This window comes from Microbacterium sp. NPDC089189, from assembly GCF_040685095.1.
Taxonomy (GTDB): Bacteria; Actinomycetota; Actinomycetes; order Actinomycetales; family Microbacteriaceae; genus Microbacterium.
Genome location: NZ_JBFBHG010000012.1, coordinates 1 through 26,340 on the forward strand (window position 1 = coordinate 1; position 26,340 = coordinate 26,340).

Here is a 26,340-nt window from a genome sequence, read left to right on the forward strand (position 1 = left end):
TAAAAAGGCAAGTAATAGCACTCCTACAACTCTAGCAACTACCTTTTTACCACCTCGGCGCGAAAGTGCTGTCTCGCGGGTCCAGCCTCCAGCACCCACCCGCACCCACCCCCGAAGGAGGGTCAGAAGACGGTGGGGAACCAGGCGACGGCGAGGGGGTAGCCGACGAAGGCGATGACGTCGATCAGGGTGTGGGCGATGACGAGCGGCATGACACGGCCCCACCGGCGGTAGCACCAGCCGAAGACGATGCCCATCGCGATGTTCCCGATGACCGAACCGATGCCCTGGTAGGCGTGGTAGGCGCCGCGCAGGAGCGCCGTGACGAGGATGATGTGCCACCAGCCCCATCCCAGGCGCCGCAGGCGATCGAACAGGTAACCGAGGAAGACGACCTCCTCGGTCAGCCCCGCGCGGAGGGCGGCGAGCACGAGGAGCGGCACCGTGTACCAGGCGGCGTCCAACGGGGACGCGACGACGCCGACGGTGACGCCCAGCATCCGGCCCGTGACGTACAGCGCGAGCCCGGGGATGCCGATGACCGCGATGAGCAGGAGCCCCCGGCCCAGGTCGCCGCCGAAGCGACGTCCGTCGAGCCCGATGCGGCGCAGCGCGTTCGTGCCGGGCTCCCACAGCAGGTAGATGACCAGCGCCACGAGCGCCAGCGAGAAGGCGATGTCGAGGAAGCGGTACAGCGCATCCCAGAGCGCCTGCGCGTCGAGGACCGGGTTCAGCTGCGTCTGCTGATCGCCGATCGCCTGGTTCTGCTCGAGCGACCGCTGCAGCGTCCGCACGAACGACAGCAACGAGTACAGGGCGGACTGCCCGACCGAGACCGCCAGGACGATCCAGATCTCCCACCGCAGGCGCGTGCGACCCGCCCGGTCGACGCGCGGCGGATCGAACGCCCCGAAGGGACGCAGGGGGGCGGAGACCCGGTCTGTCACCTCGCCAGACTGCCATAGCGCACGCCCGGACCGGCGCGTGACGAGCCTCTTCAGGCTCAGCGCATAGGGTGGCGTGGGCCCACCGCGGGCCCTCGCACCTCAGGAGGATGGATGCGGCTGCGCCCCACATTCGCGACCGTCGCGGCGACCCTGGCCCTGGCCGTGGCGCTGGCCGGATGCACACCCGGCGAGGGGGAGCGCACGCTGCCGGGGACCGCGCTGACGGTGGCCCAGTCGGCGGCGGTGACCTCGCTGAACCCGGCCGTCCGCGGGCAGGACACCACCGCGAACGAGGGACTGGCTCAGCTCACCGCGGGCAGCTTCTGGGTGCGCGCCGCCGACGGATCGCGCGACCCCTCCGAGCGCTTCGGCACGGTGCGCGTGAGCGCGCAGGATCCGTTGACGGTCGTCTACACCGTCGCCGACGGGGTCACGTGGTCGGATGGGGCGCCCGTGGACGCCGCCGACCTCCTGCTCACGTGGGCGGCCGAGACGACGCACCGCACCGGGGGACCCGACGACGGGGGAGCGCCCGCCACGCGGTGGGACACCGGAGCGGGCGACGGCCAGGGTCTCGACCTCGTCGGCTCCGTCCCCGAGATCGGCGACGGCGGGCGGAGCCTGACGCTCGTGTACGACACCCCGTTCGCCGACTGGGCGGGCGCCTTCGACGCCCCCGCCGTCGCCGCGCACACGGCCGTCATGCTGGCGTATCCGGGGACGTACGACGATGCCGCCGCCGCGAAGGACGCGTTCATCCAGGCGGTGCGCGACGACGATCTCGTCTGGCTCGCCCCCGTCGCCCGCGCCTTCCGCGAGGACTACACCGTCGACTCCGACATCCCCGCCGAGGCCCGGGTCACCAGCGGCTCCTATGCGATCGAGCGAATCACGGCCGACGGCACCACGGCCGAGCTGCGCGCCGACCCCGAGCGCCGGGGCGGCCCCTCGCCGCGCACCGAACGACTGCGGGTCGTCGCGATCCCCGATCCCGTCGCGCGCATGGATGCGGTCGCCGCGGGCGACGTCGACCTCGCCGCGGCCACCGCCACCGCGCAGACGCTCGACGCCGCCGAGGCGGCGCCGGGCTCGGTCGTCACCCCGGGTACCCCCTTCGACCACCTCGACCTCCAGATCGGCGGCGGGGGAGTGTTCGATCCCGCAGCGTACGGCGGCGACCCGGCCGTCGCGCTCGCGGTGCGCCGTGCATTTCTGGCCACGGTGCCGCGGGAGCAGGTGCGGGACGAGGTCATGGCCCCGGTCCTCGACGACGCCCCGCTGCGCTCCTCGGCGGTCCGCACGCGGGACGCGCGCCCCGCCGCATCCGCGGAGGAGGCCACCCCCGCGCCCACGCCCACCGACGCCGCCACCCCCGCCGACCTCCTCGCCCAGGCCGGCGTCGCCTCCCCGCAGATCCGCGTGCTGTACCCCGCCGGGGACGAACGCCGCGCCGCTGAGTTCGCGCTGCTCGCCGAGGCCGCCGCGGCATCCGGCATCACCCTCGTGGATGCGTCGCGCCCGGGCTGGGCGGAGGTGCGCGCATCCGCGCCCACCGAGTACGACGTGGCGCTCTTCGCGTGGAACCCCGATCCCGGCACGTCCGTCGCGCTCGCCGCGGGGCTGCACACCGCCGCCGAGACCAACGTCTACGGCTGGTCGGACGAGGGCGTCGACGCGCTCGTCGCGCGGCTGGGCGCCCAGCTCGACGCCGACGCGCGTGGCGCGATCCTCGACGACCTGGATGCGGCGGCGCGCGAGCAGGCGTGGACCCTGCCGTTGTTCTCGCTGCCCCAGGTCACGGCCTTCTCGGCGGCGCTCTCGGAACCCGACGGCGTGCACGACGCGGAGCGCGTGACGAGCGGATTCGCCGCGTGGGAGCCCGCGACGCCCGCGACCCGTGCGCCGAGTCCCGCGCCGTCGACCGAGCTCACACCCGGCTCCGGATGGATGCCGGCGCCTTGGACCGGCGGTGCGCGCGCGCATTGAGCAGATTGCTCCGCTCGTTCACCGTCACGTTAAGGGTCTGTAACGTTTCCACAGGTCGTTTTGACCATCGATGGGACCGTGCTTAGGGTTTCGGTATCCGCGACACGATGATCGCTCTACATCGTCGTGCTCGCATCATCCCTTGCACAGGAGGAACAGTGAAGCGCAGCAAGATCGCTCTCGCGAGCGTGGCGCTGGCCGGCGTCGGGGCTCTCGCCCTGGCCGGTTGCGCGAGCGGCGGTGGCTCATCCGAGTCCACCAGCGGCTCGAGTGACGCCATCGTCAGCACGAACGGCTCGGAGCCGGAAAACCCGCTCTTCCCGGCCAACACCAACGAGACCGGCGGCGGCAAGATCGTCGACGCCATCTACGCAGGCTTGGTCTACTACGACGCAGACGGCCAGCCCGTCAACGACGTGGCCGAGGAGATCACGGTCGAGGACCCGCAGAACCTGACGGTCAAGATCAAGGAGGGACTGACCTTCACCAACGGTGAAGAGGTCACCGCCGACAACTTCACCAAGGCGTGGAACTACGGCGCCCTGCTGTCGAACGAGCAGAAGAACTCGTACTTCTTCGAAGACATCGAGGGCTTCAGCTACGACGAGGACTCGGAGCTCACCGGCCTCGAGGTCGTCGACGACTACACCTTCACCATCGCGCTCAACAAGCCGGCTTCCGACTTCGCGCTGCGCCTGGGCTACTCGGCCTACTTCCCGCTCCCGGACGTCGCGTTCGAGGACCCGGAGGCCTTCGGCGAGAACCCGGTCGGCAACGGTCCGTACATGCTCGCCGGTGAGGGCGCGTGGCAGCACGACGTCGAGATCGACCTCGTCAAGAACGAGGACTACGTCGGCGGTCGCGAGGCCCAGAACGGCGGCCTGAAGATCGTCTTCTACGCCTCGCAGGATGGCGCTTACGCCGACCTGCTCGCGGGCAACCTGGACGTGCTCGACGCGATCCCGGCCGCCTCGCTGGCGTCGTACGAGTCGGACCTGGGCGAGCGTTCGGTCAACCAGCCGGCCGCGATCTTCCAGTCCTTCACGATCCCCGAGTCGCTGGAGCACTTCTCCGGCGAAGAGGGCGTCCTGCGTCGTCAGGCGATCTCGATGGCGATCAACCGTCCCGAGATCACCGAGACGATCTTCCAGGGCACCCGCACTCCCGCGAGCGACTTCACCTCCCCGGTCATCGCCGGCTGGTCGGACTCGCTCGAGGGCGCTGAGGTCCTCGACTTCGACGCCGAGAAGGCTGCGGAGCTGTGGGCCGAGGCCGACGCCATCTCCCCGTGGAGCGGCACCTTCCAGATCGCGTACAACTCGGACGGCGGCCACCAGGAGTGGGTCGACGCCGTGTCGAACTCGATCAAGAACACGCTCGGCATCGATGCGGCCGGCGCCCCGTACGTCGACTTCGCGTCGCTGCGCACCGAGGTGACCAACCGCACCATCACGACCGCGTTCCGCACCGGATGGCAGGCCGACTACCCGGGTCTGTACAACTTCCTCGGACCGCTGTACGCGACCAACGCCAGCTCGAACGACGGCGACTACTCGAACCCCGAGTTCGATGAGCTGCTGACCTCGGGCATCTCCAGCACCGACCCGGAGACGCAGAACGCGGACTTCCAGGCCGCGCAGGAGATCCTGCTGCAGGACCTCCCCTCCATCCCGCTCTGGTACTCGAACGTCAACGGCGGATACGCCGACACGGTCGAGAACGTCCAGTTCGGCTGGAACTCGGTTCCGCTGTACTACGCGATCACGAAGGGCTAAAGCCTTCACGATCGCAACCGCGAGGCGGTGACGATCCCGTCACCGCCTCGCGGCGTGTCCAGGCACCCCCGCGCGTCATCCGCGCGGGACGGTGCTTTAGTGGATGCGGCGCGGCACACCGAACGTGCGCCGACGACCGTGTCCTGAACCGGAGGGAGAGAGGATGCTCGCTTACATCCTCAGACGCATCCTGCAGGTGATACCCGTATTCCTCGGGTCCACGCTGCTGATCTATTTCCTGGTCTTCGCGATGCCGGGGAACCCGATCCTCGCCCTGTTCGGTGACAAGACCCCGAACCAGGCGGTCATCGACGCACTCGAGGCTCAGTTCCACTTGAACGAGCCGTTCATCGTGCAGTACTTCTACTACATCGCGGGAATCTTCCAGGGCGACCTGGGTACGACTTTCTCGGGCCAATCGGTCAACGACGTCCTGGCCCGCACCCTGCCCGTCACCGGGCGCCTCGCCGTCATGGCGATCGCGATCGAGTTCGTGCTCGCCATCTTCATCGGCACGCTCTCGGCGCTGCGCAAGGGCAAGCTCTTCGACAACGTGTCGCTCGTGATCTCGCTGGTGTTCGTCGCCATCCCGATCTTCGTGCTCGCGTTCCTCGCGCAGTACTTCCTCGCGATCCAGCTCGGGTGGTTCAAACCCACGGTGGGGTCTCAGAACGACTGGGGCGACCTCTGGCTGCCGGCGCTCGTGCTGGGTGTGAGCCTGTACGCCACGAGCATGCGGCTCATGCGCGGCTCGGTCATCGACACGCTCAACCAGGACTGGGTGCGCACCGCCTACAGCAAGGGGCTGTCCCGACGGCGCGTCATCCCCGTGCACGTGCTCCGCAACTCCCTCATCCCGGTGATCACCAACTCGGCGACGAACTTCGGTGTGCTGCTGGTCGGCGCCACCGTCACCGAGGCGATCTTCAACGTGCCCGGTGTCGGTAACACCCTCTTCCAGGCGACGCTGCGCCACGAGGGCCCGACGATCGTCTCGTTCGTGACGGTCTTCGTGATCATCTACGTGTTGGTCAACCTCGTCATCGACCTGCTCTACGGTCTGCTCGACCCGAGGATCCGCTATGTCAAGTAAGTCTGATCTGCCCACCCACTACGTCGCCCCGATCAAGGACAGCGCGGTCACGGTCGACGCCGTCCGCGTCGACGACAAGCCGTCGAGCCTGTGGCGCGACGCCTGGCGCGACCTGCGCAAGCGGCCGACGTTCTGGATCTCGGTCGCCATCGTGGCCGTCGTCCTCCTGATGGCCGTGTGGCCGACGCTGTTCACGCAGACGCCGCCCAACAACAACTGCCAGCTCGCGAACAGCAACGGCGGACCGGCCGCGGGCCACCCGCTCGGGTTCACCTTCCAGGGCTGCGACATCTACGCCCGTATCGTCTGGGGTTCCCGGACGTCGCTGTCGGTGGGCCTCATCTCGACGATCATCGGTTCGTCGATCGGTCTCATCATGGGTGCGATCGCCGGCTTCTACGGCGGCTGGCTCGACTCGCTGCTGTCCCGCGTGGGCGACATGTTCTTCGCCATCCCGTACATCCTGGCGGCCGTGGTCGTCATGAGCGTCTTCTCTGACTTCCGCAACGTCTTCACCCTGTCGCTCGCGATCGGTGGGTTCGCGTGGGCCTCGACCGCCCGCGTCGTGCGCGCCGAGGTTCTGCGCGTGCGGCAGGCGGACTTCGTGACCGCATCCCGTGCCCTGGGGCAGAACCGCTTCCAGATCCTGGTCTCGCACGTCGTGCCGAACGCGATCGCCCCGCTGCTGGTCATCTCGACGCTCAGCCTCGCGGCGGCGATCGTGGCCGAGGCGACCCTGGCGTTCCTGGGTGTCGGTCTCGGATCCAGCGTCATGTCGTGGGGCGCCGACATCAGCGGGGCGCAGCAGTCGCTGCGCAACGCCCCGATGGCGCTCATCTACCCGTCGATCGCGCTGACCGTCACGGTCCTCGCGTTCATCATGCTGGGCGAGCTCATCCGCGACGCCCTCGATCCGAGAGCGAGGGCGCGCCGATGAGCGAGACCACCGCCACACCGCTGCTCAGCATCCGGAATCTGCGTGTCGCCTTCGACACGCAGTCCGGCAGCCGAGAGGTGCTGCACGGCATCAACCTCGATGTGTTCCCGGGCGAGACGGTCGCGATCGTGGGCGAGTCGGGATCGGGCAAGTCGACCACCGCGTCCGCGGTCGTCAACCTCCTGCCGGGTACCGGACATGTCACGCAGGGCAGCATCACCCTCGACGGGCGCGAGCTCACCTCGCTGACGCCGGGCCAGATGGAGAAGGTCCGCGGCCGCGACATCGGCTACGTCCCCCAGGACCCGATGTCGAACCTGAACCCGGTGTGGAGCATCGGTTTCCAGGTCAAGGAGGCCGTGCGCGCCAACGGCATCGCGTCGGGGCGCAAGGACGTCACCGAGCGGGCGATCGAGGTGCTCAAGCAGGCGGGGCTCGCGGATGCCGAGAAGCGTCTGCACCAGTACCCGCACCAGTTCTCGGGCGGCATGCGCCAGCGCGCGCTGATCGGCATCGGTCTCGCGGCCGACCCGAAGCTCCTGATCGCGGACGAGCCCACCTCGGCGCTCGATGTGACGGTGCAGCGCGTGATCCTCGATCACATGGCCACGCTCACGCGCGAGAAGGGCACCTCGGTGCTGCTGATCACGCACGACCTGGGTCTGGCCGCCGAGCGCGCCGAGAAGATCATCGTCATGCAGAACGGCGAGATCGTCGAGTCCGGTCCGAGCCGCGAGATCCTGCAGAACCCGCTGCACCCCTACACGCAGCGCCTCGTCGCCGCGGCGCCGTCGCTGGCGTCGCAGCGCATCCAGGCGGTCGCAGAACGCTCGGGCATTGAGACGACCGAGGACCTCAGCGATCTGGCACCCACCGTGCGGGTCAAGGACCTCACGAAGGACTACAAGATCCGCCAGGGCGGGTTCCGCAGCGAGCCGTTCCGTGCGGTCGACGCGGTCTCGTTCGAGATCCCGCGCGGCAAGACGCTGGCGCTCGTGGGCGAGTCGGGCTCGGGCAAGTCGACGGTGGCCAAGATGGTGCTCAAGCTCGAGGAGCCGACCTCCGGCTCGATCGAGGTCGACGGCATCGACATCGCCAACATCTCGACGCGCGACACGTTCGCCCTGCGCCGGCGGATGCAGCCGGTGTTCCAGGACCCCTACGGGTCGCTCGATCCGCTGCGCAACATCGGCAACACGATCGCCGAGCCGCTCGACATTCACGATGTCGGCGACCGGGCATCGCGTCGTCAGCGCGTGCGCGAGCTGCTCGACCAGGTGTCGCTGCCGCAGGAGCTCGCCACCCGGTACCCGAACGAGCTGTCCGGCGGACAGCGCCAGCGCGTGGCGATCGCCCGCGCGCTCGCGCTGAAGCCCGACATCATCGTGCTGGATGAGGCCGTGTCGGCGCTCGACGTGCTCGTGCAGGACCAGATCCTGCAGCTGCTCGCCGAGCTGCAGTCGGAGCTCGACCTGACCTATCTCTTCATCACGCACGACCTCGCGGTCGTCCGCGTCGCGGCCGACATGGTCGCGGTCATGGAGAAGGGCCGGATCGTCGAGCAGGGCACGGTCGACGAGATCTTCGCCAACCCGGCCGAGGAGTACACCCGCCGCCTCCTCGAGGCGATCCCGGGTGCGTCCATCCCGCTGGGAGGCGCGAGCTGAACCGCAGGGTCTATCGCGCGACGTCGGCGATCGTCGGGATTTCGATCTCGGCGATCGCCGCCGCCGTTCTCCTCATCGACGCGTGGGTGCGCGCGGATCTCGCGACCATGCTGCTGCTGGCCCCGTGGATCGGGCTGGCGCTGTGGGCCGTGTACGTGGGGCTCTTCGCGTCGGTCGTGATCACCGACGCCACCGGGATCACGGTGCAGAATTTCCTGCGCCGCACCCGCATCCCGTGGGGGAGGGTCGCCGATATCGATCTGCGCTACCAGCTCGTGATCTCCACGACCGAGCCGCGCCGCGTCACCTGCTACGGCGGGCCCGCGTCCGGACGGCGCTCGGCGCGGGAGCGCGACAGCGCCCGCACACCCGCCGCGCTCCGCGACGCCGACCGCATCCGCGAGGACTGGGAAGCGGCGACGCAGACCCCCGCCGACTCCGGCGCGACCGTGCAGCGAGGCTGGGATCTTCCGGCGATCGCCGCGGCGCTGGTGCTCGTCGCGGGCGCCGGCGTCGCCCTCGCCGTGGTCTGATCCGAAGCGCCGTCGGCACTCAGAGAGCTCTCTCGGTCACCTGCGGTAGACTGGAGACGCCGGAATCCCGGCCGCTCCCCGAATCGCAAGGACTCCCGCATGGCGCGCGCCCTCCGTTCAGATCTGCGCAACGTCGCGATCGTCGCCCACGTCGACCACGGAAAGACCACGCTCGTCGACGCGATGCTCCGCCAGACGGGCTCGTTCGGCTCTCACGAGCACATGGAAGAACGCGCCATGGACTCGAATGATCTCGAGCGCGAAAAGGGCATCACGATCCTCGCGAAGAACACGACGATCACCTACAACGGCGAACACACCGACGAGCCGATCACCATCAACGTGATCGACACCCCCGGTCACGCCGACTTCGGTGGCGAGGTCGAGCGCGGCCTGTCGATGGTCGACGGCGTCGTCCTGCTCGTCGACGCGTCCGAGGGTCCGCTGCCGCAGACCCGCTTCGTGCTGCGCAAGGCCCTCGAGGCCAAGCTCCCCGTCATCCTGCTCGTCAACAAGACCGACCGTCCCGATGCGCGCATCGCCGAGGTCGAGGAGGAGGCGCACGACCTGCTGCTGGGTCTCGCCTCCGACCTGCAGGACGACGTCCCCGACCTCGATGTCGACGCCCTCCTCGACGTTCCCGTCGTGTACGCGTCCGGCCGTGCCGGCGCCGCGTCGCGCACCCGCCCCGAGAACGGCGCGCTGCCCGACAACGACGACCTCGAGCCGCTCTTCGAGGCGATCCTCGAGCACGTCCCCGCGCCGTCGTACGACGACGACGCGCCGCTGCAGGCGTGGGTCACCAACCTCGACTCGTCGCCGTTCCTCGGCCGCCTGGCGCTGCTGCGCGTGTTCAACGGCACGCTGAAGAAGGGGCAGACGGTCGCCTGGGTGCGCGCCGACGGCACCACCAGCAACGCCCGCATCACCGAGCTCCTGAAGACCCGCGCGCTCGAGCGCTACCCCGCCGAGTCCGCCGGCCCCGGCGACATCGTCGCCATCGCCGGCTTCGAGGACATCACGATCGGCGAGACGATCGCCGATCCCGAGGACGTGCGCCCGCTGCCGCAGATCCACGTCGACGACCCGGCGATCTCGATGACCATCGGCACCAACACCTCGCCCCTCATGGGCAAGGTCAAGGGGCACAAGCTCACGGCCCGCATGGTCAAGGACCGCCTCGACCGCGAGCTCATCGGTAACGTCTCGATCAAGGTCGTCGACATCGGACGCCCCGACGCGTGGGAGGTGCAGGGCCGCGGCGAGCTGGCGCTGGCCATCCTCGTCGAGAACATGCGTCGCGAGGGCTTCGAGCTCACCGTCGGCAAGCCCCAGGTGGTCACCAAGCAGGTCGACGGCAAGGTGCACGAGCCGTTCGAGCACCTCACGATCGACGCGCCCGAAGAGTACCTCGGCGCGATCACGCAGCTGCTCGCCGCCCGCAAGGGTCGCATGGACAACATGACCAACCACGGCACCGGCTGGGTGCGCATGGAGTTCATCGTCCCCTCGCGCGGTCTCATCGGGTTCCGTACCGAGTTCCTGACGACCACCCGCGGCACCGGCATCGCCAACGCGATCTCGCACGGCTACGAGCCGTGGGCCGGCCAGATCACGACGCGCCAGAACGGCTCGATCGTGGCCGACCGCTCGGGCGTGGTCACCCCCTTCGCGATCATCGGTCTGCAGGAGCGCATGTCGTTCTTCGTGCAGCCCACGCAGGAGGTCTACGAGGGCATGGTCGTGGGCGAGAACTCGCGCGCCGACGACATGGACGTGAACATCACGCGCGAGAAGAAGCTCACCAACATGCGCGCGGCGAGCTCCGACTCCTTCGAGTCGATGACCCCGCCCCGCGTGCTGACCCTCGAGGAGAGCCTCGAGTTCGCCCGTGACGACGAATGCGTCGAGGTCACCCCCGAGGTCGTCCGCATCCGCAAGGTCGAGCTCGACGCGACCGTCCGCGGACGCACGGCCAGCCGCCTGAAGCGCCAGGACGCCAACGCCTGACGCGCCCCGCAAGAGGACATCCGGCCGAGCCGAGGACACCCCGTGAGGGAGTGTCCTCGGCTCGGCCGTTTCTCCTCGTCCGCGTCGTGCGCCGGTGTGCGCGTCAGCGCAGTTCCGACACGAGCACGGCGCTCGTCCCGGGCGCGGTGGCGTCGAACACATGGGGTTCGTCGCCCGGGTAGGACAGATAGTCGCCGGGGGAGAGCTCGATCGGCGACTCCGCGGGGCCGACGAGCGCTCGCCCGCTGATCAGCACGACGTGCTCGGTGGTTCCGTACGGATGCGGTGACGACCGGCGCGCCTGACCGGGTTCGGCGCGGATGAGGTAGATGTCCCGCCGCGCGTTCGGCGGGCTCGCCGAGAGCAGCGCCGCCGCATACGGCGCGGCCACCGCCTGGATGCCGGGGGCATCGGTGGCGCGGATGAGGGTCGGATCGGTCCGCGGGGCCTCGACCAGCTGAGCGAAGGGGATGCCGAGGGCATCGCCGAGCGCCCACAGGGTCTCGACGCTGGGGTTCCCCGACGCGTTCTCCAGTTGCGACACCGTCGCCTTCGAGAGCCCCGCTCGTCGCGCGAGCTCCGAGACGCTGAGTCCCGCGCTCTCGCGCTCCCGGCGCAGGCTTCGGGCGATCTGAGAACCGACGGTCATGCGTTCATTATGCCGAACGAACGTTTGGTTTGACAGCGCATCCGCATCGGGTCAGAGTGTCTTCCGTGCCCCCGTCGTATCGCGAGATCCCCCCGGAGTCCCGACGAGCCCTGCGTCAGGGCCTGGCGGTCGCGCTGGCGACGAGCGCGTACGGGATCTCCTTCGGCGCACTCGGCGTCGCCTCGGGCCTCGACATCTGGCAGACCTGCGTCCTCAGCCTCCTGATGTTCACCGGCGGATCGCAGTTCGCCTTCGTCGGGGTGATCGCTGCGGGCGGGCTCGCGGCCGCTCCGGCGGCGATCGCGTCCTCGGCGCTCCTCGGCGTGCGAAACGTCGCCTACGGGATGCGGATGTCGGCGATCATCGGCGGCGGATTCTGGCGGAAGGCCCTCGCTGCGCCCTTCACGATCGACGAATCGGCGGCCGTCGCCCTCGCGCAGACCCAGCCGCACGCGCGGAGGTGGGGCTTCTGGGTGACGGGCGTCGGGATCTATGCGGGCTGGAACCTCTCCACGCTCCTCGGGGCCCTCCTCGGCGACGTCCTCGGCGACCCGCGCGCGTACGGCCTGGATGCGGCGGCCGCCGCGGCGTTCCTCGCCCTGCTCTGGCCGCGTCTGCGCGGTCGCCAGGCCGTCGCGGTGGGGATCGCCGCCGCGATCGTCGCGACGGCGCTCACCCCGGCCCTCATGCCCGGGATCCCCGTCCTGCTCGCCGCCGTGGTCGCCATCGTCGTGGGCTGGTTCAACTGGCTCGTCCCCCCGGTGCGGCATGCTGGCGCGGAGGGGGAGCGGTGACCCTCTGGAACGCGGTCCTGCTCGCCGCCGTCATCTGCGTCGCGCTGAAAGCGGTGGGATACCTCATCCCGACGCGATTCATCGAGGCGCCCCGCCCCGCGCGGATCGCGGATCTGCTGACGGTCGCGCTCCTCGGCGCACTGGTCGCCGTGCAGGCCCTCGGTGCTGGTCAAGCCGTCGTGATCGACGCGCGGCTGCCCGCGCTGGTCATCGCGGGGGTGCTGTTGGCGCTGCGGGCGCCGTTCCTCGTGGTCGTCGTCGCCGCGGCGGCGGTGGCTGCGCTCCTGCGCATGCTCGGCTGGGCTGCCTGAGCGCCGACGGCGTGCGTCGTCCGGGGGCGGGCCGCGTAGAATCCGCTGATGGCCCTTCCCGTCTCCCGCATCGCGTCCTGGGCGATCGCGCTCGTCGTCGGCGCCGTCTACGGCGTCGGCGGATCATTCGCGCACGCGTCGTTCCTCGGTCCGATCCCCGTCGGCCTCGTCCTCGGCGTGGCGGGGGCGGGCGCGCTGCTGCTCGCCCTGCGTCTGCTCACCGGTGATCGTTGGGCCGCCCTCGCGGGGGGACTGGGCATGATGGCGGTCACCTACCTGTTCTCGTTGCCCGGAGCGGGCGGCTCCATTCTCTTCACCGTGCAGCACGAGATGCTGGCGCTCGTCTGGATGGCGGCGCCACCGATCATGACGGCGCTCGTCGTCGCCTGGCCGCACCTCGCTCGGGGCCGGACGGCATCCGAGGCGAACTAGACTGACACCGTGACGTATGTGATCGCCCTACCGTGCGTCGATGTCAAGGATCGTGCCTGCATCGACGAGTGCCCCGTCGACTGCATCTACGAGGGGGATCGTTCGCTGTACATCCACCCGGACGAATGCGTCGACTGCGGTGCGTGCGAGCCGGTGTGCCCCGTGGAAGCCATCTACTACGAGGACGACCTGCCCGACGAGTGGCAGGACTACTACAAGGCCAACGTCGAGTTCTTCGACGAGGTCGGCTCGCCGGGCGGTGCGGCCAAGGTCGGTGTGATCCACAAGGACCACCCGGTCATCGCGCAGTTGCCGCCGCAGGGCGAGTGAGCGCGGCGTGAGCGTCGCCGACCTCGCGGATTACCCGTGGGATGCCGTCGCCCCGTACGCCGAGACGGCGCGTGCGCATCCCGACGGGATCGTCGATCTCTCGATCGGCTCGCCGGTCGATGCGACACCGGATGTGGTGATGCGCGCGCTGGCCGCCGCCACCGACGCGCACGCCTACCCGCAGACGATCGGCACGCCGCCGCTGCGCGAAGCGATCGTCGACTGGTACGCCCGTCGGCGCGGCGTTCCCGGCCTCATGCCCGCGAACGTGCTGCCCACGGTCGGTTCGAAGGAGCTCGTCGCTCTCCTGCCTCTCCTTCTGGCGCTGGGCCCGGGCGACGTCGTCGTGCACCCGCGCGCCGCGTACCCCACGTACGAGGTCGGTGCGCGGCTGGTGGGCGCCCGGCCGGTCGCCGCGGACGATCCGGACGAGTGGCCCGAGGGCACGCGGCTCGTGTGGATCAACTCGCCCGGCAACCCCGACGGCTTCGTCTGGGATCACGAGGCACTCCGCCGCGCCGTCGAGCGGGCCCGCGAGATCGGCGCCCTGCTCGTCTCCGACGAGTGCTATGCCGAGCTGGGATGGGACGGGCCCTGGGCCGCGGCCACGATCCCGTCCGTGCTCGACCCCGCCGTCGCGGGCGGCACGCTCGACGGTCTCCTGTCGGTCTACTCCCTCAGCAAGCAGTCCAACCTGGCCGGTTATCGCGCGGCGTTCCTCGCCGGCGACCCCGCCGTGGTGGCCCGGTTGCTGACGGCCCGCAAGCATCTGGGTCTCATGCTCCCCTCGCCGGTGCAGGCGGCCATGGTCGCGGCGCTCGGCGACGACGCCCACGTGGCCGCCCAGAAGGAGCGCTACCGCGCCCGCCGCGACGTGCTGCGCCCCGCCCTCGAGGGCTACGGATTCCGCGTGGATCGCAGCGAGGCGGGCCTGTACCTGTGGGCGACGCGCGGCGAAGACGCGTGGGAGAGCATGGCCGATCTCGCCTCCCTCGGCATCCTCGCCGGCCCCGGCCACTTCTACGGGACGCACTTCCCGCAGCACATCCGCCTGTCGCTGACGGCGACCGACGAACGGATCGCGGCCGCCGCCGAGCGGCTGCGCGCGGCCACCTCGTAGGGTTCCTCCTACGGATCGCGACATCCTTTGGCGCGAATCACCGTAGGCTCCCTGCCCGGCTAGGCTGTAATCCGCACGGGCGCACCTCCGCAGGACGGCGCCCACAGGCCGCAGACCCGCAGCCGACACATCCCGACGACCAAACATCGCAAGGAGGCGCCGTGACCGAGGCCGGTTCGCAGCAGACGACATCCCTTCTCACCGTCGGGGATCGCACCGCCGAACTTCCCGTCCTCGCGGGCACGGACGGCGCATCCAGCATCGACATCTCGACGCTGACGCGTCAGAGCGGGCACACGACCCTCGACTACGGCTTCGTCAACACCGCCGCCACCAAGTCGGCCATCACGTACATCGACGGCGACCAGGGCATCCTGCGCTATCGCGGCTACCCGATCGAGCAGATCGCGAAGAACTCGACCTACCTCGAGGTCGCCTGGCTGCTCATCTACGGCGAGCTCCCCTCGGCGAGCGAGCTGGAGGAGTTCGACACCCGCATCCGCCGCCACACGCTGCTGCACGAAGACCTGAAGCGCTTCTTCTCGGCTCTGCCGCACACGGCGCACCCGATGTCGGTGCTCTCGGCCGCCACGGCCGCCCTGTCGACGTACTACGAGCACCAGTCCGACCCGCACAACCCGGAGTTCGTCGAGCTCAACACGATCCGGATGCTGGCCAAGCTCCCCGTCATCGCCGCCTACGCGCACAAGAAGAGCGTCGGGCAGGCGTTCCTCTACCCCGACAACTCGCTGAGCTTCGTCGACAACTTCCTCAAGCTCAACTTCGGCGTGCTGAGCGAGAACTACGAGATGAACCCGGTCATGAGCCGGGCACTCGAGCGCCTCCTCATCCTGCACGAAGATCACGAGCAGAACGCGTCGACCTCCACGGTGCGCCTGGTCGGCTCGACCGGCGCCAACATGTTCTCGTCGGTGTCGGCGGGCATCAATGCGCTGTCCGGCCCGCTGCACGGCGGGGCGAACGAGGCCGTACTCGACATGCTCGGGCGCATCCGCGACTCCGGCGAGAGCGTGCAGCGCTTCGTCGAGCGGGTCAAGAACAAGGAGGACGGGGTGAAGCTCATGGGCTTCGGGCACCGCGTCTACAAGAACTACGACCCGCGGGCGAAGCTCGTGAAGGAGTCCGCCGACGAGGTCCTCGCCGAGCTCGGCGTCAGCGACCCGCTGCTGGATCTCGCCAAGGAGCTCGAAGAGATCGCGCTGAGCGACGACTACTTCAAGGAGCGTCGTCTCTACCCGAACGTCGACTTCTACACCGGCGTCATCTACAAGGCGATGGGCTTCCCGACCCGCATGTTCACGGTGCTCTTCGCGATCGGGCGTCTGCCCGGCTGGCTCGCGCACTGGCGCGAGATGAACGCCGACCCGCAGACCAAGATCGGCCGTCCGCAGCAGCTCTACGTGGGCGCCCCCGAGCGCAACTACCCCGGCATCGGCTGACACCTGCCCTGCCGCTCACGCCACGCCCACGCCCGACGTGCGCGGGGCGTTGGTGTCGATGCCCTCTTCTGCCCTACGGTGAAGCCGTACGGCCATCACGGTGAAGGGGCACCCCATGTGGACGCAGACGACGGATCCGCTCGGCAACATCGCGCTCTCCGCGATCGTGGCGGCGATCCCCATCGCGGTCTTCCTGCTGTGCCTGGTGGTGCTGAAACTCAAGGGCGTCTACGCCGCGCTGATCGCCGTGGCGGTCGAGATCGTGATCGCCCTGACGGTGTTCGGGATGCCGGCCTCCGCCGTCGCCGGAGCGGGCCTCCTGGGGCTTCTGACCTCCATCTGGCCGATCGCCTTCATCATCGTGATGGCGGTGCTGCTCTACAAGCTGACGGTGGCCAGCGGCCGGTTCGACGTGATCCGAGCCTCGATCGGCGGGATCTCGGCCGATCAGCGACTCCAGGTCCTGCTGATCAGCTTCGCCTTCGGCGCCTTCCTCGAGGGGGCGGCGGGCTTCGGCGTCCCGATCGCGATCTGCGCGGCGCTGCTCGTGCAGCTCGGCTTCCGGCCGGTGAAGGCCGCGATGATCTCCCTCGTCGCCAACGCCGCCGCCGGCGCGTACGGTGCGATCGGCATCCCCGTCATCGTCGCGGCGCAGATCACCGGGATCGACGTCATCGATCTGTCGCGCTACATGGTGCTGCTCCTGCAGCCGCTGACCCTGCTCATCCCGTTCCTGCTCGTCGTGATCCTGGACGGCTGGCGGGGATTGCGCGAGACCTGGCCGGCGACACTTGTGGTCACCATCGTCTTCAGCGGCATCCAGGCCGGTGTGCTGTGGTTCCTCGGCCCTGAGCTCGCCGACATCGGCGCGGGGCTCGGCGCGATGATCGCCCTGTTCGTGCTGGGCCGGGTGTGGCAGCCCCGGCGCATCTTCCGTGAGGACGGCGCCGCGGCGCCCGCGCCCACGCGTCCGTCGCTGCGCGAGGTCGTGGTGGCGTGGAGCCCGTTCTACATCCTCACCGCGTTCGTGTTCGTGTGGAGCATCCCCGCGTTCAAGGCGCTGTTCGCCGCAGACGGAGCGTTGTCGCGCACGGTGCTGCCGGTTCCGATCCCCGGGCTGGACGGCGCCGTGGAGTCCGCCGCGGGCACGGTCGTCTCGGCGGTGTGGTCGTTCACGCCGCTCAACGCCACCGGCACCGCGATCCTCCTCGCCGTCCTGGTCTCCTTCTTCACGATGCCCACTCTCGACGGACGTGCGTTCTGGCGCGAAGCCCGCGCCACGCTCCGCGAGCTCTGGCAGGCTCTGCTGCTGATCGCGCTCATCCTCGTTCTCGCGAACATCGCCAACTACTCCGGCGGATCGGCGTCGATGGGCGAGGCGCTGGCGGCCGTCGGGCCGTTCTTCCCGCTGCTGGCCCCCGTCATCGGCTGGATCGGGGTGTTCCTGACGGGATCGGTGGTCAACAACAACACCCTGTTCGCGCCGCTGCAGGTGGCGACGGCGGGCCATATCGGGGTCGACCCGGCACTGCTCGTGGCCGCGAACACGGCCGGCGGCACGACGGCGAAGGTCATCTCCCCGCAGTCCATCGCCATCGCGGCGGGGGCCGTGGGCCTGTCGGGGCGCGAGGGCGAGATCCTGCGCGCATCCATCTTCTACAGCCTGGGCATGCTCGCCTTCATCTGCGTGTGGAGCGCCGTCCTCGCACTCCTCGGCTGACGCCGGGCGTCAGTCCTTCGCGCGCAGCGTCGCCGCGTGATCCGGGACGAGCGTGTCCGGGTTGCGCGGCGGCCTGTCGTAGCCTTGCGCCGCGGGGCGCTCGGGGATGACGATCTCCTCGCGGGGCACCGGCTCCCAGGGGATGCGGCCGAGCAGGTGCGCGATCATGTTGATCCGCCCGCGACGCTTGTCCTCGTTGTCGACGTCGAACCAGGGCGCCTCGGAGATGTCGGTGTGCACGAACATGGCGTCCTTGGCGCGGGAGTAGTCCTCCCACTTGGTGATCGACAGGACGTCGTTCGGACTGAGCTTCCACCGGCGCATGGGGTCGGCGGCACGGGAGCGGAACCGTTTCTCCTGCTCGACGTCGCTGACGCTGAACCAGTACTTGAGCAGGATGATGCCGTCCTCGACCAGCATCCGCTCGAACTGCGGAGCCTGGCGGAGGAACCGGTGGTACTCGGTCTCGGTGCAGTAGCCCATGACGCGCTCGACGCCGGCGCGGTTGTACCAGGAACGGTCCATCAGGACGATCTCGCCGGCGGCGGGCAGGTGCGGGATGTACCGCTGGAAGTACCACTGGGACTTCTCGCGGTCGGTGGGGGTGGGAAGCGCCACGATCCGCGTCACGCGGGGGTTGAGGTATTGCGAGACCCGCTTGATGGTCGATCCCTTGCCGGCCGCATCGCGTCCTTCGAAGATCACCACGATCCGCGCGCCGCTGGCCTGCACCCAGGCCTGCATGTCGACGAGCTGGGCCTGGAGGCGCGCGAGTTCGCGCTCGTACAGCTTCTTCGGCAGTCGTTTGCTCATGCGTGCAGCGCCTCGTTCAAGGTCACGCCGACGCCCGAGCGGCGCACGGCTTCGATTGCTCCGGTGAGCGAGTTTCGGCGGAACAGGATGCCGTCGCGCCCCGAGAGGGCGGCGCCCTTGACGACGGGCCGGGCGCCGGTCGCATCCGGCTCCTCATCCGCGAGGACGATCTTGGACCCCGCGGTGACGTAGAGCCCCGCCTCGACGATGCAGTCGTCGCCCAGCGAGATGCCGATGCCGGCGTTCGCCCCGAGCAGCGTCCGCGCCCCGATCGCGACCCGGTGGGCGCCACCGCCCGAGAGCGTGCCCATGATGGAGGACCCGCCGCCGATGTCGCTGCCGTCACCCACGACCACGCCCTGCGAGATGCGCCCCTCGACCATCGAGGAGCCCAGGGTGCCCGCGTTGAAGTTGACGAAGCCCTCGTGCATCACGGTCGTGCCGGGGGAGAGGTGCGCGCCCAGACGCACGCGCGAGGCATCCGCGATGCGCACACCCCGCGGCGTCACGTAGTCGAGCAGGCGCGGGAACTTGTCGAGGCTCTGCACCTGGATGCCGGCCGCGAGCAGGTGCGCGCGCCGGGCGGCCGCCACGTCGGGGTGCACGGGGCCCGCGTTCGTCCAGGCGACGTTGGGCAGGTGGCCGAAGATGCCGTCGAGGGAGAGCTCGTTCGGGCGCACCAGCAGGTGCGACAGGGCGTGCAGGCGCAGATACGCGTCCGCGGTCGAGGCGGGCGGAGCATCCAGATCGATCTCGACGACGACGACCTCGCGCGTCACGCGGCGGGCGGCGTCGGCGCCCTCGAGCTCCCGCAGGTCCGCCGCGAGCGCGGCGTCCTCGGCCGACTCGGTGGGCGCGCCGAACTGCGGATGCGGGAACCAGGCGTCGAGCACCGTTCCGTCCTCGCTCGTCGTCGAAAGTCCCGTACCCCACACTGTCCGCTGCTCACTCACCGCCCCAGGCTATCGGGCATCCCGTCCTGAGCCGCCGATGCGCGTCTCGGTAGAGTTGATGCCATGCCTTCGCTCGATCTCTCCGCCGGTGCTGTCCAGCTCACCCGTGCCATCTGCGACATCCCGAGCGTCTCGGGCGATGAGACGACCCTCGCGGATGCGATCGAGGAGGCCGTCTCGGCGTTCGCCCATCTCGAGGTGATCCGACACGGCAACACGATCGTCGCGCGCACCGATCTCGGACGCGCGCAGCGCGTGGCGATCGCGGGACACATCGACACCGTGCCGATCAACGACAACGTGCCGACGAAGGACGTCGAGATCGACGGTGCTCCGTACCTCTGGGGTCGCGGGACCGTCGACATGAAGGGCGGCACCGCCGTGCAGCTCACGCTCGCCGCGGAGCTGACGGAGCCTTCGATCGACATCACGTGGATGTGGTACGACAACGAAGAGGTCGAAGCCTCGAAGAACGGCCTCGCCATCCTCGCCGCGGCGCGGCCCGATCTGTTCCAGGCCGACTTCGCGATCCTCGGCGAGCCGTCGAACGGCGAGGTCGAGGGAGGGTGCAACGGCACCATGCGCGCGCTCGTACGCACCACGGGCGTCCGCGCCCACGCCGCGCGGGCGTGGATCGGCGAGAACGCGATCCACGCGGCGGCCCCGATCCTCACCCGGCTCGCCGAGTACCGCGCGAAGGAGGTCCCGGTCGACGGGCTGCTGTATCGCGAGAGCATGAGCGCGGTCCGCATTGCCGGCGGCGTCGCGGGCAACGTGATCCCCGATGCGTGCGAGGTCGAGGTGAACTACCGGTTCGCGCCGAGCAAGACGGCGGCCGACGCCGAGGAGCACATCCGCAACCTGTTCGACGGGTTCGACGTCGAGATCACCGACTCCGCCGAGGGCGCCCGTCCCGGACTCGACGCCCCGATCGCTCGGGACTTCGTGCTCGCCGTCGGGGCCGAGCCGCGCCCGAAGTACGGCTGGACCGACGTCGCCCGCTTCTCGGCGCTCGGCATCCCGGCGGTCAACTACGGTCCCGGAGACCCGCACCTCGCCCACCACGACGAGGAGCGCGTGCCGCTGGCGCAGATCGAGGACGTCGAGCGCGGCCTGCGGACGTGGCTGACGCGCTGACGACCGCTCGCGGCACCTGGGCCCGCTGGCCGGCCGCGGTCCGCGTCGGGGTCCTCTATGTCGCCGCGCGCCTGGTCACGGCGGGCTTCTTCGCCGCTGCGGCTGCCGCATCCGGCCCGGCGTCGCGCTTCGGCGCCGACGCGGGGGTGGGAGATCTCCTGCTCGGGTGGGACGCGCAGTGGTACTGGTTCATCGCGGTCAACGGATACCCGACCACCCTTCCGCTCACCGATACGGGGCTCGTGGCCGAGAACGCGTGGGCGTTCATGCCGCTGTATCCGTACCTCGCGGCGGCGCTCGGCACCGTCCTCGGCGGGTGGCCCGTCGCGGCGGTGGTCATCTCGCTGGTCTCGGGGTACGCGGCGGCGTTCGTCCTCTACCGGTTGCTGCGGCTGCGTCTGGACCGCTCGGCGTCGACGTGGGCGGTGGTGTTCTTCGTCGCGGGTCCGCTCGCCGGGCTCTTCCACGTCGCCTACGCGGAGACCCTGTTCCTGGTCTGGCTCTTCCTCGCGCTCTCCGCGCTCGTCCGGCGCCGGTTCGCCTGGCTCTACCTGCTCATCCCGCTCATGGGGTTCACCCGTCCCGGCGTCCTGGCGTTCTCGCTGCTGCTCGCGCTCTACGGCATCTGGCGGTGGGTGCAGCGTCGCCGCGACCCGCTGCCCGCCGTCCAGGTCGTGCACATCGTGGCGACGGGCCTCCTCGCGGCGATCGTGGGGTTCTCCTGGCAGGTGATCGCCGCCGTGGTCACCGCGGACCCGGGGGCCTATCTCGCCACCGAGCTGGCGTGGCGGCGCAACTGGATCCAGGAGGCGGAGCCGCACTTCTTCCCGTTCGACGGCTTCCTCGCCGCGACGGCGTTCTGGTCGTCGATGTGGGGTTGGCCGGTGTGGCTCGGCTACGTCCTCCTCGCGGCGCTCGTGGCCGCCGCCGCGTGGGCGCTCCTCTTCTCCCGGTCCGTCCGCCGGCTCGGGATGGAGATGCGCCTCTGGTCGGCCAGCTACCTGCTGTACCTCCTGGCCGTGTTCTTCCCGCAGTCGAGCCTCTTCCGGCTGCTCGTGCCCCTGTCGGTGCTGTGGGGAGCGCTCGCGGTTCCCCGCCACCCGGCGTGGCGGATCGGGGTCCTGCTGCTCGGATTGGCCGGCCAATGGTGGTGGATCTACAACATGTACGGACTCGCGAACACGATCTGGCAGATCCCCTGACCAGCGCGGACCCGATCAGCGCCGCCGCCACGATAAACTAGATTTTCACGACATCGACGAGAAGGAGCCACGATGGCAGCCATGAAGCCGAGAACCGGAGACGGTCCGATGGAGGCTGTGAAGGAGGGGCGCCTGATCATCGTGCGCGTCCCGCTCGAGGGCGGCGGACGCCTCGTAGTGTCGGTCAACGACGCCGAAGCAAAAGAACTTCACGATGTGCTCGGCGGCGTTGTCGGCGCCTGACCCTTTAATCGCACCATCGAATGCGGCCGGTCCCCTCGGGGCCGGCCGCTTCGTCGTCAGGGGCGCGACTCGTCGGTCGTCGTGAGCTGCAGGAGCCCCTCGGCGACGATCGACAGGGCGCCGATGACGGCTGCCGACGACAGGGTCTCCTGGATGAGCGAGCGGTAGGCGGTGGTCACGCCGTCGCGGCGCACCGGGTCGGCCACCGCGCCGCCGGCGAGCACCCGGGGGACGAGCACGAGCCCGCCCGGACGCACGAGGCGCAGCCCGTGCTCGACGTACTCGATCACGCCCTCGGGATCGGCATCCACGAACACGATGTCGTACGAGGCCTCGTTCATGCGGGGGAGGACGTCGGAGGCGCGCCCGGTGATGAACCGCGTGCGTGCGGGCGCGACGCGGGCGTCCGAGAAGGCGCGGCGCGCCGTGGCGAGGTTCTCGGGCTCCTTGTCGATCGTCGTGAGGATGGCGCGCGGCGCACCGTGCAGCAGCCAGAGTCCCGAGACGCCGGCACCCGTGCCGATCTCCACGATGCTGGTCGCGCGCGCGGCGGCGGCGAGCAGGGCGACCTGCGAACCGACGGCGGCGCTGATCGGCTCGGCACCCATTTCGAGGGCGTGCGTGCGCGCACGCGCGATCACCTCGGGTTCCGTGGTCGCCTCGCGGGCGAACCGGTCGCTTGCATCGTGTCCAGCCATAGCTCCTCCAGGGCAAGCCTACGGTCGGCGCAGGCGAGCGACCGCCAGGCGCGGCGGTAATCTGAAGGCATGTTCTTCGGACTGACCATCGAGAAGGTGTTGGTGATCGCCGTGATCGCCGCCCTGCTCATCGGTCCCGAGCGGTTGCCGCGATACGCGGAGGCTCTTGCGCGCCTCACCAAGCGCGCGCGCGAGTTCCTGCAGGGCGCCAAGACCCGCATGCAGGACGAGATGGGGCCCGAGTTCGACGACGTCGACTGGCGCAAGCTCGACCCCCGCCAGTACGACCCGCGGCGCATCATCCGCGAGGCGCTGCTCGACGACCCGCCCACGGCCACGGTCAAGGCGGCGAGCATCGCGTCGAGCGTGACGGCGGCGGCGGGAGCAGCCGCGACCAAGGAGCGCGCGGCCGCGACGTTCGACCCGACGAGCGGCGAGCTGCCCCCGTTCGACTCCGAGGCGACCTGACCGCTCCGCTCGTGCCTCAGCGGGCGTCCGTCAGCGCACGCCGAAGGGCAGCGGCCGACCCGCGAGGTCCCGCCCGACGCGCAGCACCCGCTCCGCGAGTTCCTCGATCGCCCGCGCCGCGGGATCCTCGGGATCGGAGACGACCAGCGGCACGCCGGCGTCACCGGCGCCTCGGAGCCCCGCGCTCAACGGCACCGAGGCGAGCACGTCGATCGCCTCGTCGTCGGTCGTGAGAGCGGCGGCGACCTGCGCGCCACCGCCGGATCCGAAGAGCTCCAGCACCGACCCGTCGGGGAGGGTGAGGGGGGCCATGTTCTCGACGACGCCCAGCACCGGCTGCCCGCTCTGGCGCGCGAGCAGTCCGCTGCGCACCGCCACGTCGGCCGCGGCGCGCTGCGGCGTCGTCACGACGACGACCTCGGCATGCGGCAGCAGCTGGCCCACCGAGATCGCCACGTCGCCCGTGCCCGGCGGCATGTCGACGACGAGGACGTCGAGGTCGCCGAAGTACACATCGGTGAGGAACTGCTGCACCGTGCGGTGCAGCATGGGTCCGCGCCACGCGACGGCGCTGCCCTCGTCGCCTTCGCGCAGGAACATGCCGATCGACACGGTCTTCACCCCGAACGCGACGGGCGGGACGATGAGATCGTCGATCCGCGTGGGGCGCACCGTCCGCCCGGCGTCGTCGACGAGTCCGAGCAGTCCCGGAATGGAGAAGCCGTGGATGTCGGCGTCGATCACGCCGACCGCTCGCCCGCGACGCGCGAGGGCCACGGCGAGGTTGGCGGTGATGCTGGACTTGCCCACGCCGCCCTTGCCGCTCGTGACCGCGATGACGCGGGTCAGCGAGCCGGGGACGAACGGGTTGCCGCGCTGTCGTCCGGCGCGGAGCCGGGTGATGAGCGCCTGTCGTTCCTCGGGGGACATCACCGAGAGCGCGATCTCCACCGGGCCGTCGCTGACGCGGGCGACGGCGGCGCGCACCTCGCGCTCGATGCGGTCGGCCGCCGGGCAGCCCACGATCGTCAGGGCGACCTCGACGCGGATGCCGTTAGGTGTGACGGAGACGTCGCGGATCATCTCGAGCTCGTCGAGTGAGCGCCGCAGCTCGGGATCGAGCACGGCACCGGCCGCCCGCCGAGCGCGATCGATCGGATCGTGCTCAGCGCTCACGGGCTTCCCGCTCCGCCTTCTCGCGACGCTCGGTACGACGACGCTTCTCCTCGCGGTCGGCGGCGAGCTGCTCCGGCTCCTCGCCCGCGTCACGCGCCTGCAGATCGGCCCAGAGTGCGCGCAGCTCGTCGCGCAGCACCTCGCGCGTCACGGCCTCGCTCGACACGTCGGTGAGCGCCATCCGGAGCGCCACGATCTCGCGGGCGAGGTACTCGGTGTCGGCGAGGTTGCGCTCGGAGCGCTGGCGGTCCTGTTCGATCTGCACCCGGTCGCGGTCGTCCTGGCGGTTCTGCGCGAGCAGGATCAGCGGGGCGGCGTAGGAGGCCTGCAGCGAGAGCACGAGCGTGAGGGCGGTGAAGCCGTTGTCCGACGCGTCGAACCGCAGATTCGCGGGCAGCAGCGTGTTCCACGCCAACCAGGCCGCGCAGAACAGGCTGAGCCCGATGAGGAACCACGGCGTGCCCATGGCGCGCGCGATCCACTCGGTGGCGCGGCCGAATCGGTCGCGCGAGGGCTGCTGCGGCGACCGGGGCAGCATCCCGGAGCGTCCCCGCGGGGCGTCGAGTGCGGTGCGGGGGCGATTCTGACGAGCCATCATCGACCTCCGATCGGCGCCGCGTCCGAGTGGCCGGTGCGCCAGTCGTCCGGGAGCAGGTAGTCGAGGACGTCGTCGACGCTGACCGCGCCCACCAGGCGCTGCGCCGAATCGACGATCGGCAGCGACACCAGGTTGTAGCTCGCGAGCAGGCGCGCGACCTCGGCGGCCGTCGCGGTAGCGGGCACGGGCTCCAGCGAGTCGTCCAGGAGCGCCCCGAGGCGCTCGTGCGGCGGGTAGCGCAGCATCCGCTGGAAGTGCACCGTCCCGAGCAGCCGCCCCGTGGGCGTCTCGTACGGCGGCAGGGTGACGAAGACGGCCGCCGCGAGCGCGGGGTGCGTCTCGTGGCGCCGGATGAGGGCGAGGGCCTCGGCGATCGTGGCGTCGGCGGAGAGCACGATGGGCTCGGGGGTCATCAGACCGCCCGCCGTGTCGGGACCGTACTGGAGGAGGGCGCGGACGTCGTCGGCCTCGTCCGGCTCCATCAGCTCGAGCAGCTCTTCGCGCTGCTCGGCCGACAGCTGCGCGAGCACGTCGGCGGCATCGTCGGGCTCCATGGCGTCGAGGATGTCGGCGGCGCGCTCGTCGCCGAGCGCCTCGAGGATGTGCACCTGCTCGTCCTCGGGCATCTCCTCGAGCGCGTCGGCGAGCCGGTCGTCGGGGAGCTCCTCGGCGACCTCGAGCAGTCGTTCCTCGGGGAGATCGAGCAGGGTGTTCGCGAGGTCGGCGGCCTTGAGCTCGGAGTAGCTGGCGACCAGCTGCTCGGCCGACTGCGCTTCGCCGGCGTTCTGGCCCTCGTAGACCGCGTGCCACGCGGCGAAGGTCGTCGGACCCTTCGCGAACGGCGAGGCGCTGGTCTTGGGCTTGCGCAGGAACAGCTGGCCGATGTCCCACTCGCCCAGGCGGTTGCGTTCGATCGCGACGTCCTCGATCACGGCATTGCCCGATCCGTCGCGGAACGAGACCTTCCGTCCTACGAGCTCGGCGAGCACGCGCACCTCGCCGCCGCGCTGCTGGAAGCGGCGCACGTTGATGAGTCCGGTCGTGATCACCTGCCCGGTTTCGACCGAGGTGACGCGGCCGATCGAGACGAAGACGTGGCGGCGGCCCGGGATCTCCACCACCAGACCGATGACGCGCGGAGCGTCGTCGGTGCGGTAGATGACGACCACGTCGCGCACCTTGCCGAGGCGGTCACCGGCCGGATCGAAGACGGCGCAGCCGGCAAGGCGCGCGACGAAGACCCGTTGTGTGCTCACCGTCCCAGCGTAGTCCGGGCATGGCTCCGATC

26 protein-coding genes are annotated in these 26,340 nt (G+C 70.1%); 18 read left to right on the forward strand and 8 right to left on the reverse strand.

Annotated elements, in window-relative coordinates; translation table 11 throughout:
• Positions 1-122: 122 nt before the first annotated feature.
• A complete protein-coding gene (locus AB0N73_RS08440) occupies positions 123-923 on the reverse strand; it encodes a CPBP family intramembrane glutamic endopeptidase (protein ID WP_363562513.1) in 801 nt (266 codons plus the stop codon).
• A gap of 135 nt (positions 924-1,058) precedes the next feature.
• On the opposite strand from AB0N73_RS08440, the gene AB0N73_RS08445 reads away from it, so the two are divergent.
• The 7 genes from AB0N73_RS08445 (at position 1,059) to typA (ending at position 10,948) form a co-directional block, all read left to right on the forward strand.
• The gene (locus tag AB0N73_RS08445; protein ID WP_363562341.1) at positions 1,059-2,933 is read left to right on the forward strand and encodes an ABC transporter substrate-binding protein; all 1,875 of its coding nucleotides are present in this window, start codon (positions 1,059-1,061) and stop codon (positions 2,931-2,933) included.
• 158 nt (positions 2,934-3,091) lie between these two features.
• Positions 3,092-4,708, forward strand: coding sequence for an ABC transporter substrate-binding protein (locus AB0N73_RS08450; RefSeq protein WP_363562343.1), 1,617 nt, complete (start codon positions 3,092-3,094; stop codon positions 4,706-4,708).
• A gap of 163 nt (positions 4,709-4,871) precedes the next feature.
• On the forward strand, positions 4,872-5,801 hold the full coding sequence (locus AB0N73_RS08455; RefSeq protein WP_363562345.1) for an ABC transporter permease: 930 nt from the start codon (positions 4,872-4,874) through the stop codon (positions 5,799-5,801).
• Positions 5,791-6,738 carry an ABC transporter permease gene (locus AB0N73_RS08460; RefSeq protein WP_363562347.1) on the forward strand — a complete coding sequence of 316 codons (948 nt, stop codon included), beginning with the start codon at positions 5,791-5,793 and terminating at the stop codon, positions 6,736-6,738. The genes AB0N73_RS08455 and AB0N73_RS08460 overlap by 11 nt, the downstream gene beginning before the upstream one ends.
• Positions 6,735-8,405 carry an ABC transporter ATP-binding protein gene (locus AB0N73_RS08465; RefSeq protein ID WP_363562349.1) on the forward strand — a complete coding sequence of 557 codons (1,671 nt, stop codon included), beginning with the start codon at positions 6,735-6,737 and terminating at the stop codon, positions 8,403-8,405. The genes AB0N73_RS08460 and AB0N73_RS08465 overlap by 4 nt, the downstream gene beginning before the upstream one ends.
• 86 nt (positions 8,406-8,491) lie before the next feature.
• A complete protein-coding gene (locus tag AB0N73_RS08470; protein WP_363562351.1) occupies positions 8,492-8,938 on the forward strand; it encodes a PH domain-containing protein in 447 nt (148 codons plus the stop codon).
• A 99-nt stretch (positions 8,939-9,037) separates the two neighbouring features.
• Complete coding sequence (gene typA / locus AB0N73_RS08475; protein ID WP_363562353.1) at positions 9,038-10,948, forward strand: translational GTPase TypA; 1,911 nt, start codon at positions 9,038-9,040, stop codon at positions 10,946-10,948.
• 103 nt (positions 10,949-11,051) lie between these two features.
• Here typA and AB0N73_RS08480 read toward each other — a convergent pair whose 3' ends face one another.
• Entirely contained in the window at positions 11,052-11,597 is a 546-nt protein-coding gene (locus tag AB0N73_RS08480) for an XRE family transcriptional regulator (protein ID WP_363562355.1), read from the reverse strand.
• Positions 11,598-11,662: 65 nt separating this feature from the next.
• Here AB0N73_RS08480 and AB0N73_RS08485 point away from each other — a divergent pair, with 65 nt between their 5' ends.
• The 7 genes from AB0N73_RS08485 (at position 11,663) to AB0N73_RS08515 (ending at position 17,764) form a co-directional block, all read left to right on the forward strand.
• Complete coding sequence (locus tag AB0N73_RS08485; protein ID WP_363562357.1) at positions 11,663-12,391, forward strand: AzlC family ABC transporter permease; 729 nt, start codon at positions 11,663-11,665, stop codon at positions 12,389-12,391.
• Complete coding sequence (locus AB0N73_RS08490) at positions 12,388-12,702, forward strand: AzlD domain-containing protein (RefSeq protein WP_363562359.1); 315 nt, start codon at positions 12,388-12,390, stop codon at positions 12,700-12,702. The genes AB0N73_RS08485 and AB0N73_RS08490 overlap by 4 nt, the downstream gene beginning before the upstream one ends.
• Before the next feature lie 48 nt (positions 12,703-12,750).
• Entirely contained in the window at positions 12,751-13,134 is a 384-nt protein-coding gene (locus tag AB0N73_RS08495) for a histidinol dehydrogenase (RefSeq protein WP_363562361.1), read from the forward strand.
• A 9-nt stretch (positions 13,135-13,143) separates the two neighbouring features.
• Positions 13,144-13,464 carry a ferredoxin gene (gene fdxA, locus AB0N73_RS08500; protein WP_363562363.1) on the forward strand — a complete coding sequence of 107 codons (321 nt, stop codon included), beginning with the start codon at positions 13,144-13,146 and terminating at the stop codon, positions 13,462-13,464.
• Positions 13,465-13,471: 7 nt separating this feature from the next.
• The gene (gene dapC, locus AB0N73_RS08505; protein WP_363562365.1) at positions 13,472-14,584 is read left to right on the forward strand and encodes a succinyldiaminopimelate transaminase; all 1,113 of its coding nucleotides are present in this window, start codon (positions 13,472-13,474) and stop codon (positions 14,582-14,584) included.
• A gap of 161 nt (positions 14,585-14,745) precedes the next feature.
• Positions 14,746-16,044, forward strand: a complete 1,299-nt coding sequence (locus tag AB0N73_RS08510) for a citrate synthase (protein ID WP_363562367.1) — start codon at positions 14,746-14,748, stop codon at positions 16,042-16,044.
• Between the two features lie 115 nt (positions 16,045-16,159).
• Positions 16,160-17,764 carry an L-lactate permease gene (locus AB0N73_RS08515; protein ID WP_363562369.1) on the forward strand — a complete coding sequence of 535 codons (1,605 nt, stop codon included), beginning with the start codon at positions 16,160-16,162 and terminating at the stop codon, positions 17,762-17,764.
• A 9-nt stretch (positions 17,765-17,773) separates the two neighbouring features.
• Here the strand turns inward: AB0N73_RS08515 and ppk2 are convergent, their stop codons facing one another.
• Positions 17,774-18,577, reverse strand: coding sequence for a polyphosphate kinase 2 (gene ppk2 / locus AB0N73_RS08520; RefSeq protein WP_363562371.1), 804 nt, complete (start codon positions 18,575-18,577; stop codon positions 17,774-17,776).
• Entirely contained in the window at positions 18,574-19,530 is a 957-nt protein-coding gene (gene dapD, locus AB0N73_RS08525; RefSeq protein ID WP_363562373.1) for a 2,3,4,5-tetrahydropyridine-2,6-dicarboxylate N-succinyltransferase, read from the reverse strand. Before dapD ends, ppk2 begins: the two co-directional genes overlap by 4 nt.
• Before the next feature lie 63 nt (positions 19,531-19,593).
• Here dapD and dapE point away from each other — a divergent pair, with 63 nt between their 5' ends.
• From dapE to AB0N73_RS08540, 3 genes are all read left to right on the forward strand, one after another.
• Positions 19,594-20,667 carry a succinyl-diaminopimelate desuccinylase gene (gene dapE / locus AB0N73_RS08530; RefSeq protein WP_363562375.1) on the forward strand — a complete coding sequence of 358 codons (1,074 nt, stop codon included), beginning with the start codon at positions 19,594-19,596 and terminating at the stop codon, positions 20,665-20,667.
• Positions 20,652-21,869, forward strand: coding sequence for a hypothetical protein (locus tag AB0N73_RS08535; RefSeq protein ID WP_363562377.1), 1,218 nt, complete (start codon positions 20,652-20,654; stop codon positions 21,867-21,869). Before dapE ends, AB0N73_RS08535 begins: the two co-directional genes overlap by 16 nt.
• Before the next feature lie 72 nt (positions 21,870-21,941).
• On the forward strand, positions 21,942-22,112 hold the full coding sequence (locus AB0N73_RS08540; protein ID WP_363562379.1) for a DUF3117 domain-containing protein: 171 nt from the start codon (positions 21,942-21,944) through the stop codon (positions 22,110-22,112).
• 56 nt (positions 22,113-22,168) lie between these two features.
• Here the strand turns inward: AB0N73_RS08540 and AB0N73_RS08545 are convergent, their stop codons facing one another.
• The gene (locus AB0N73_RS08545) at positions 22,169-22,810 is read right to left on the reverse strand and encodes a class I SAM-dependent methyltransferase (RefSeq protein ID WP_363562381.1); all 642 of its coding nucleotides are present in this window, start codon (positions 22,808-22,810) and stop codon (positions 22,169-22,171) included.
• A gap of 69 nt (positions 22,811-22,879) precedes the next feature.
• Between AB0N73_RS08545 and AB0N73_RS08550 the strand changes: the two genes are divergently transcribed.
• A complete protein-coding gene (locus tag AB0N73_RS08550) occupies positions 22,880-23,278 on the forward strand; it encodes a Sec-independent protein translocase TatB (protein WP_363562383.1) in 399 nt (132 codons plus the stop codon).
• 30 nt (positions 23,279-23,308) lie between these two features.
• Here the strand turns inward: AB0N73_RS08550 and AB0N73_RS08555 are convergent, their stop codons facing one another.
• The 3 genes from AB0N73_RS08555 to AB0N73_RS08565 are packed head-to-tail and all read right to left on the reverse strand — an operon-like array spanning position 23,309 to position 26,308.
• The gene (locus AB0N73_RS08555) at positions 23,309-24,454 is read right to left on the reverse strand and encodes a P-loop NTPase (RefSeq protein ID WP_363562385.1); all 1,146 of its coding nucleotides are present in this window, start codon (positions 24,452-24,454) and stop codon (positions 23,309-23,311) included.
• Positions 24,444-25,049 (reverse strand): DUF1003 domain-containing protein, encoded by a 606-nt coding sequence (locus tag AB0N73_RS08560; protein ID WP_363562387.1) that lies wholly within the window; start codon positions 25,047-25,049, stop codon positions 24,444-24,446. Before AB0N73_RS08560 ends, AB0N73_RS08555 begins: the two co-directional genes overlap by 11 nt.
• Complete coding sequence (locus tag AB0N73_RS08565) at positions 25,049-26,308, reverse strand: CBS domain-containing protein (RefSeq protein WP_363562389.1); 1,260 nt, start codon at positions 26,306-26,308, stop codon at positions 25,049-25,051. Before AB0N73_RS08565 ends, AB0N73_RS08560 begins: the two co-directional genes overlap by 1 nt.
• Positions 26,309-26,340: the final 32 nt, after the last annotated feature.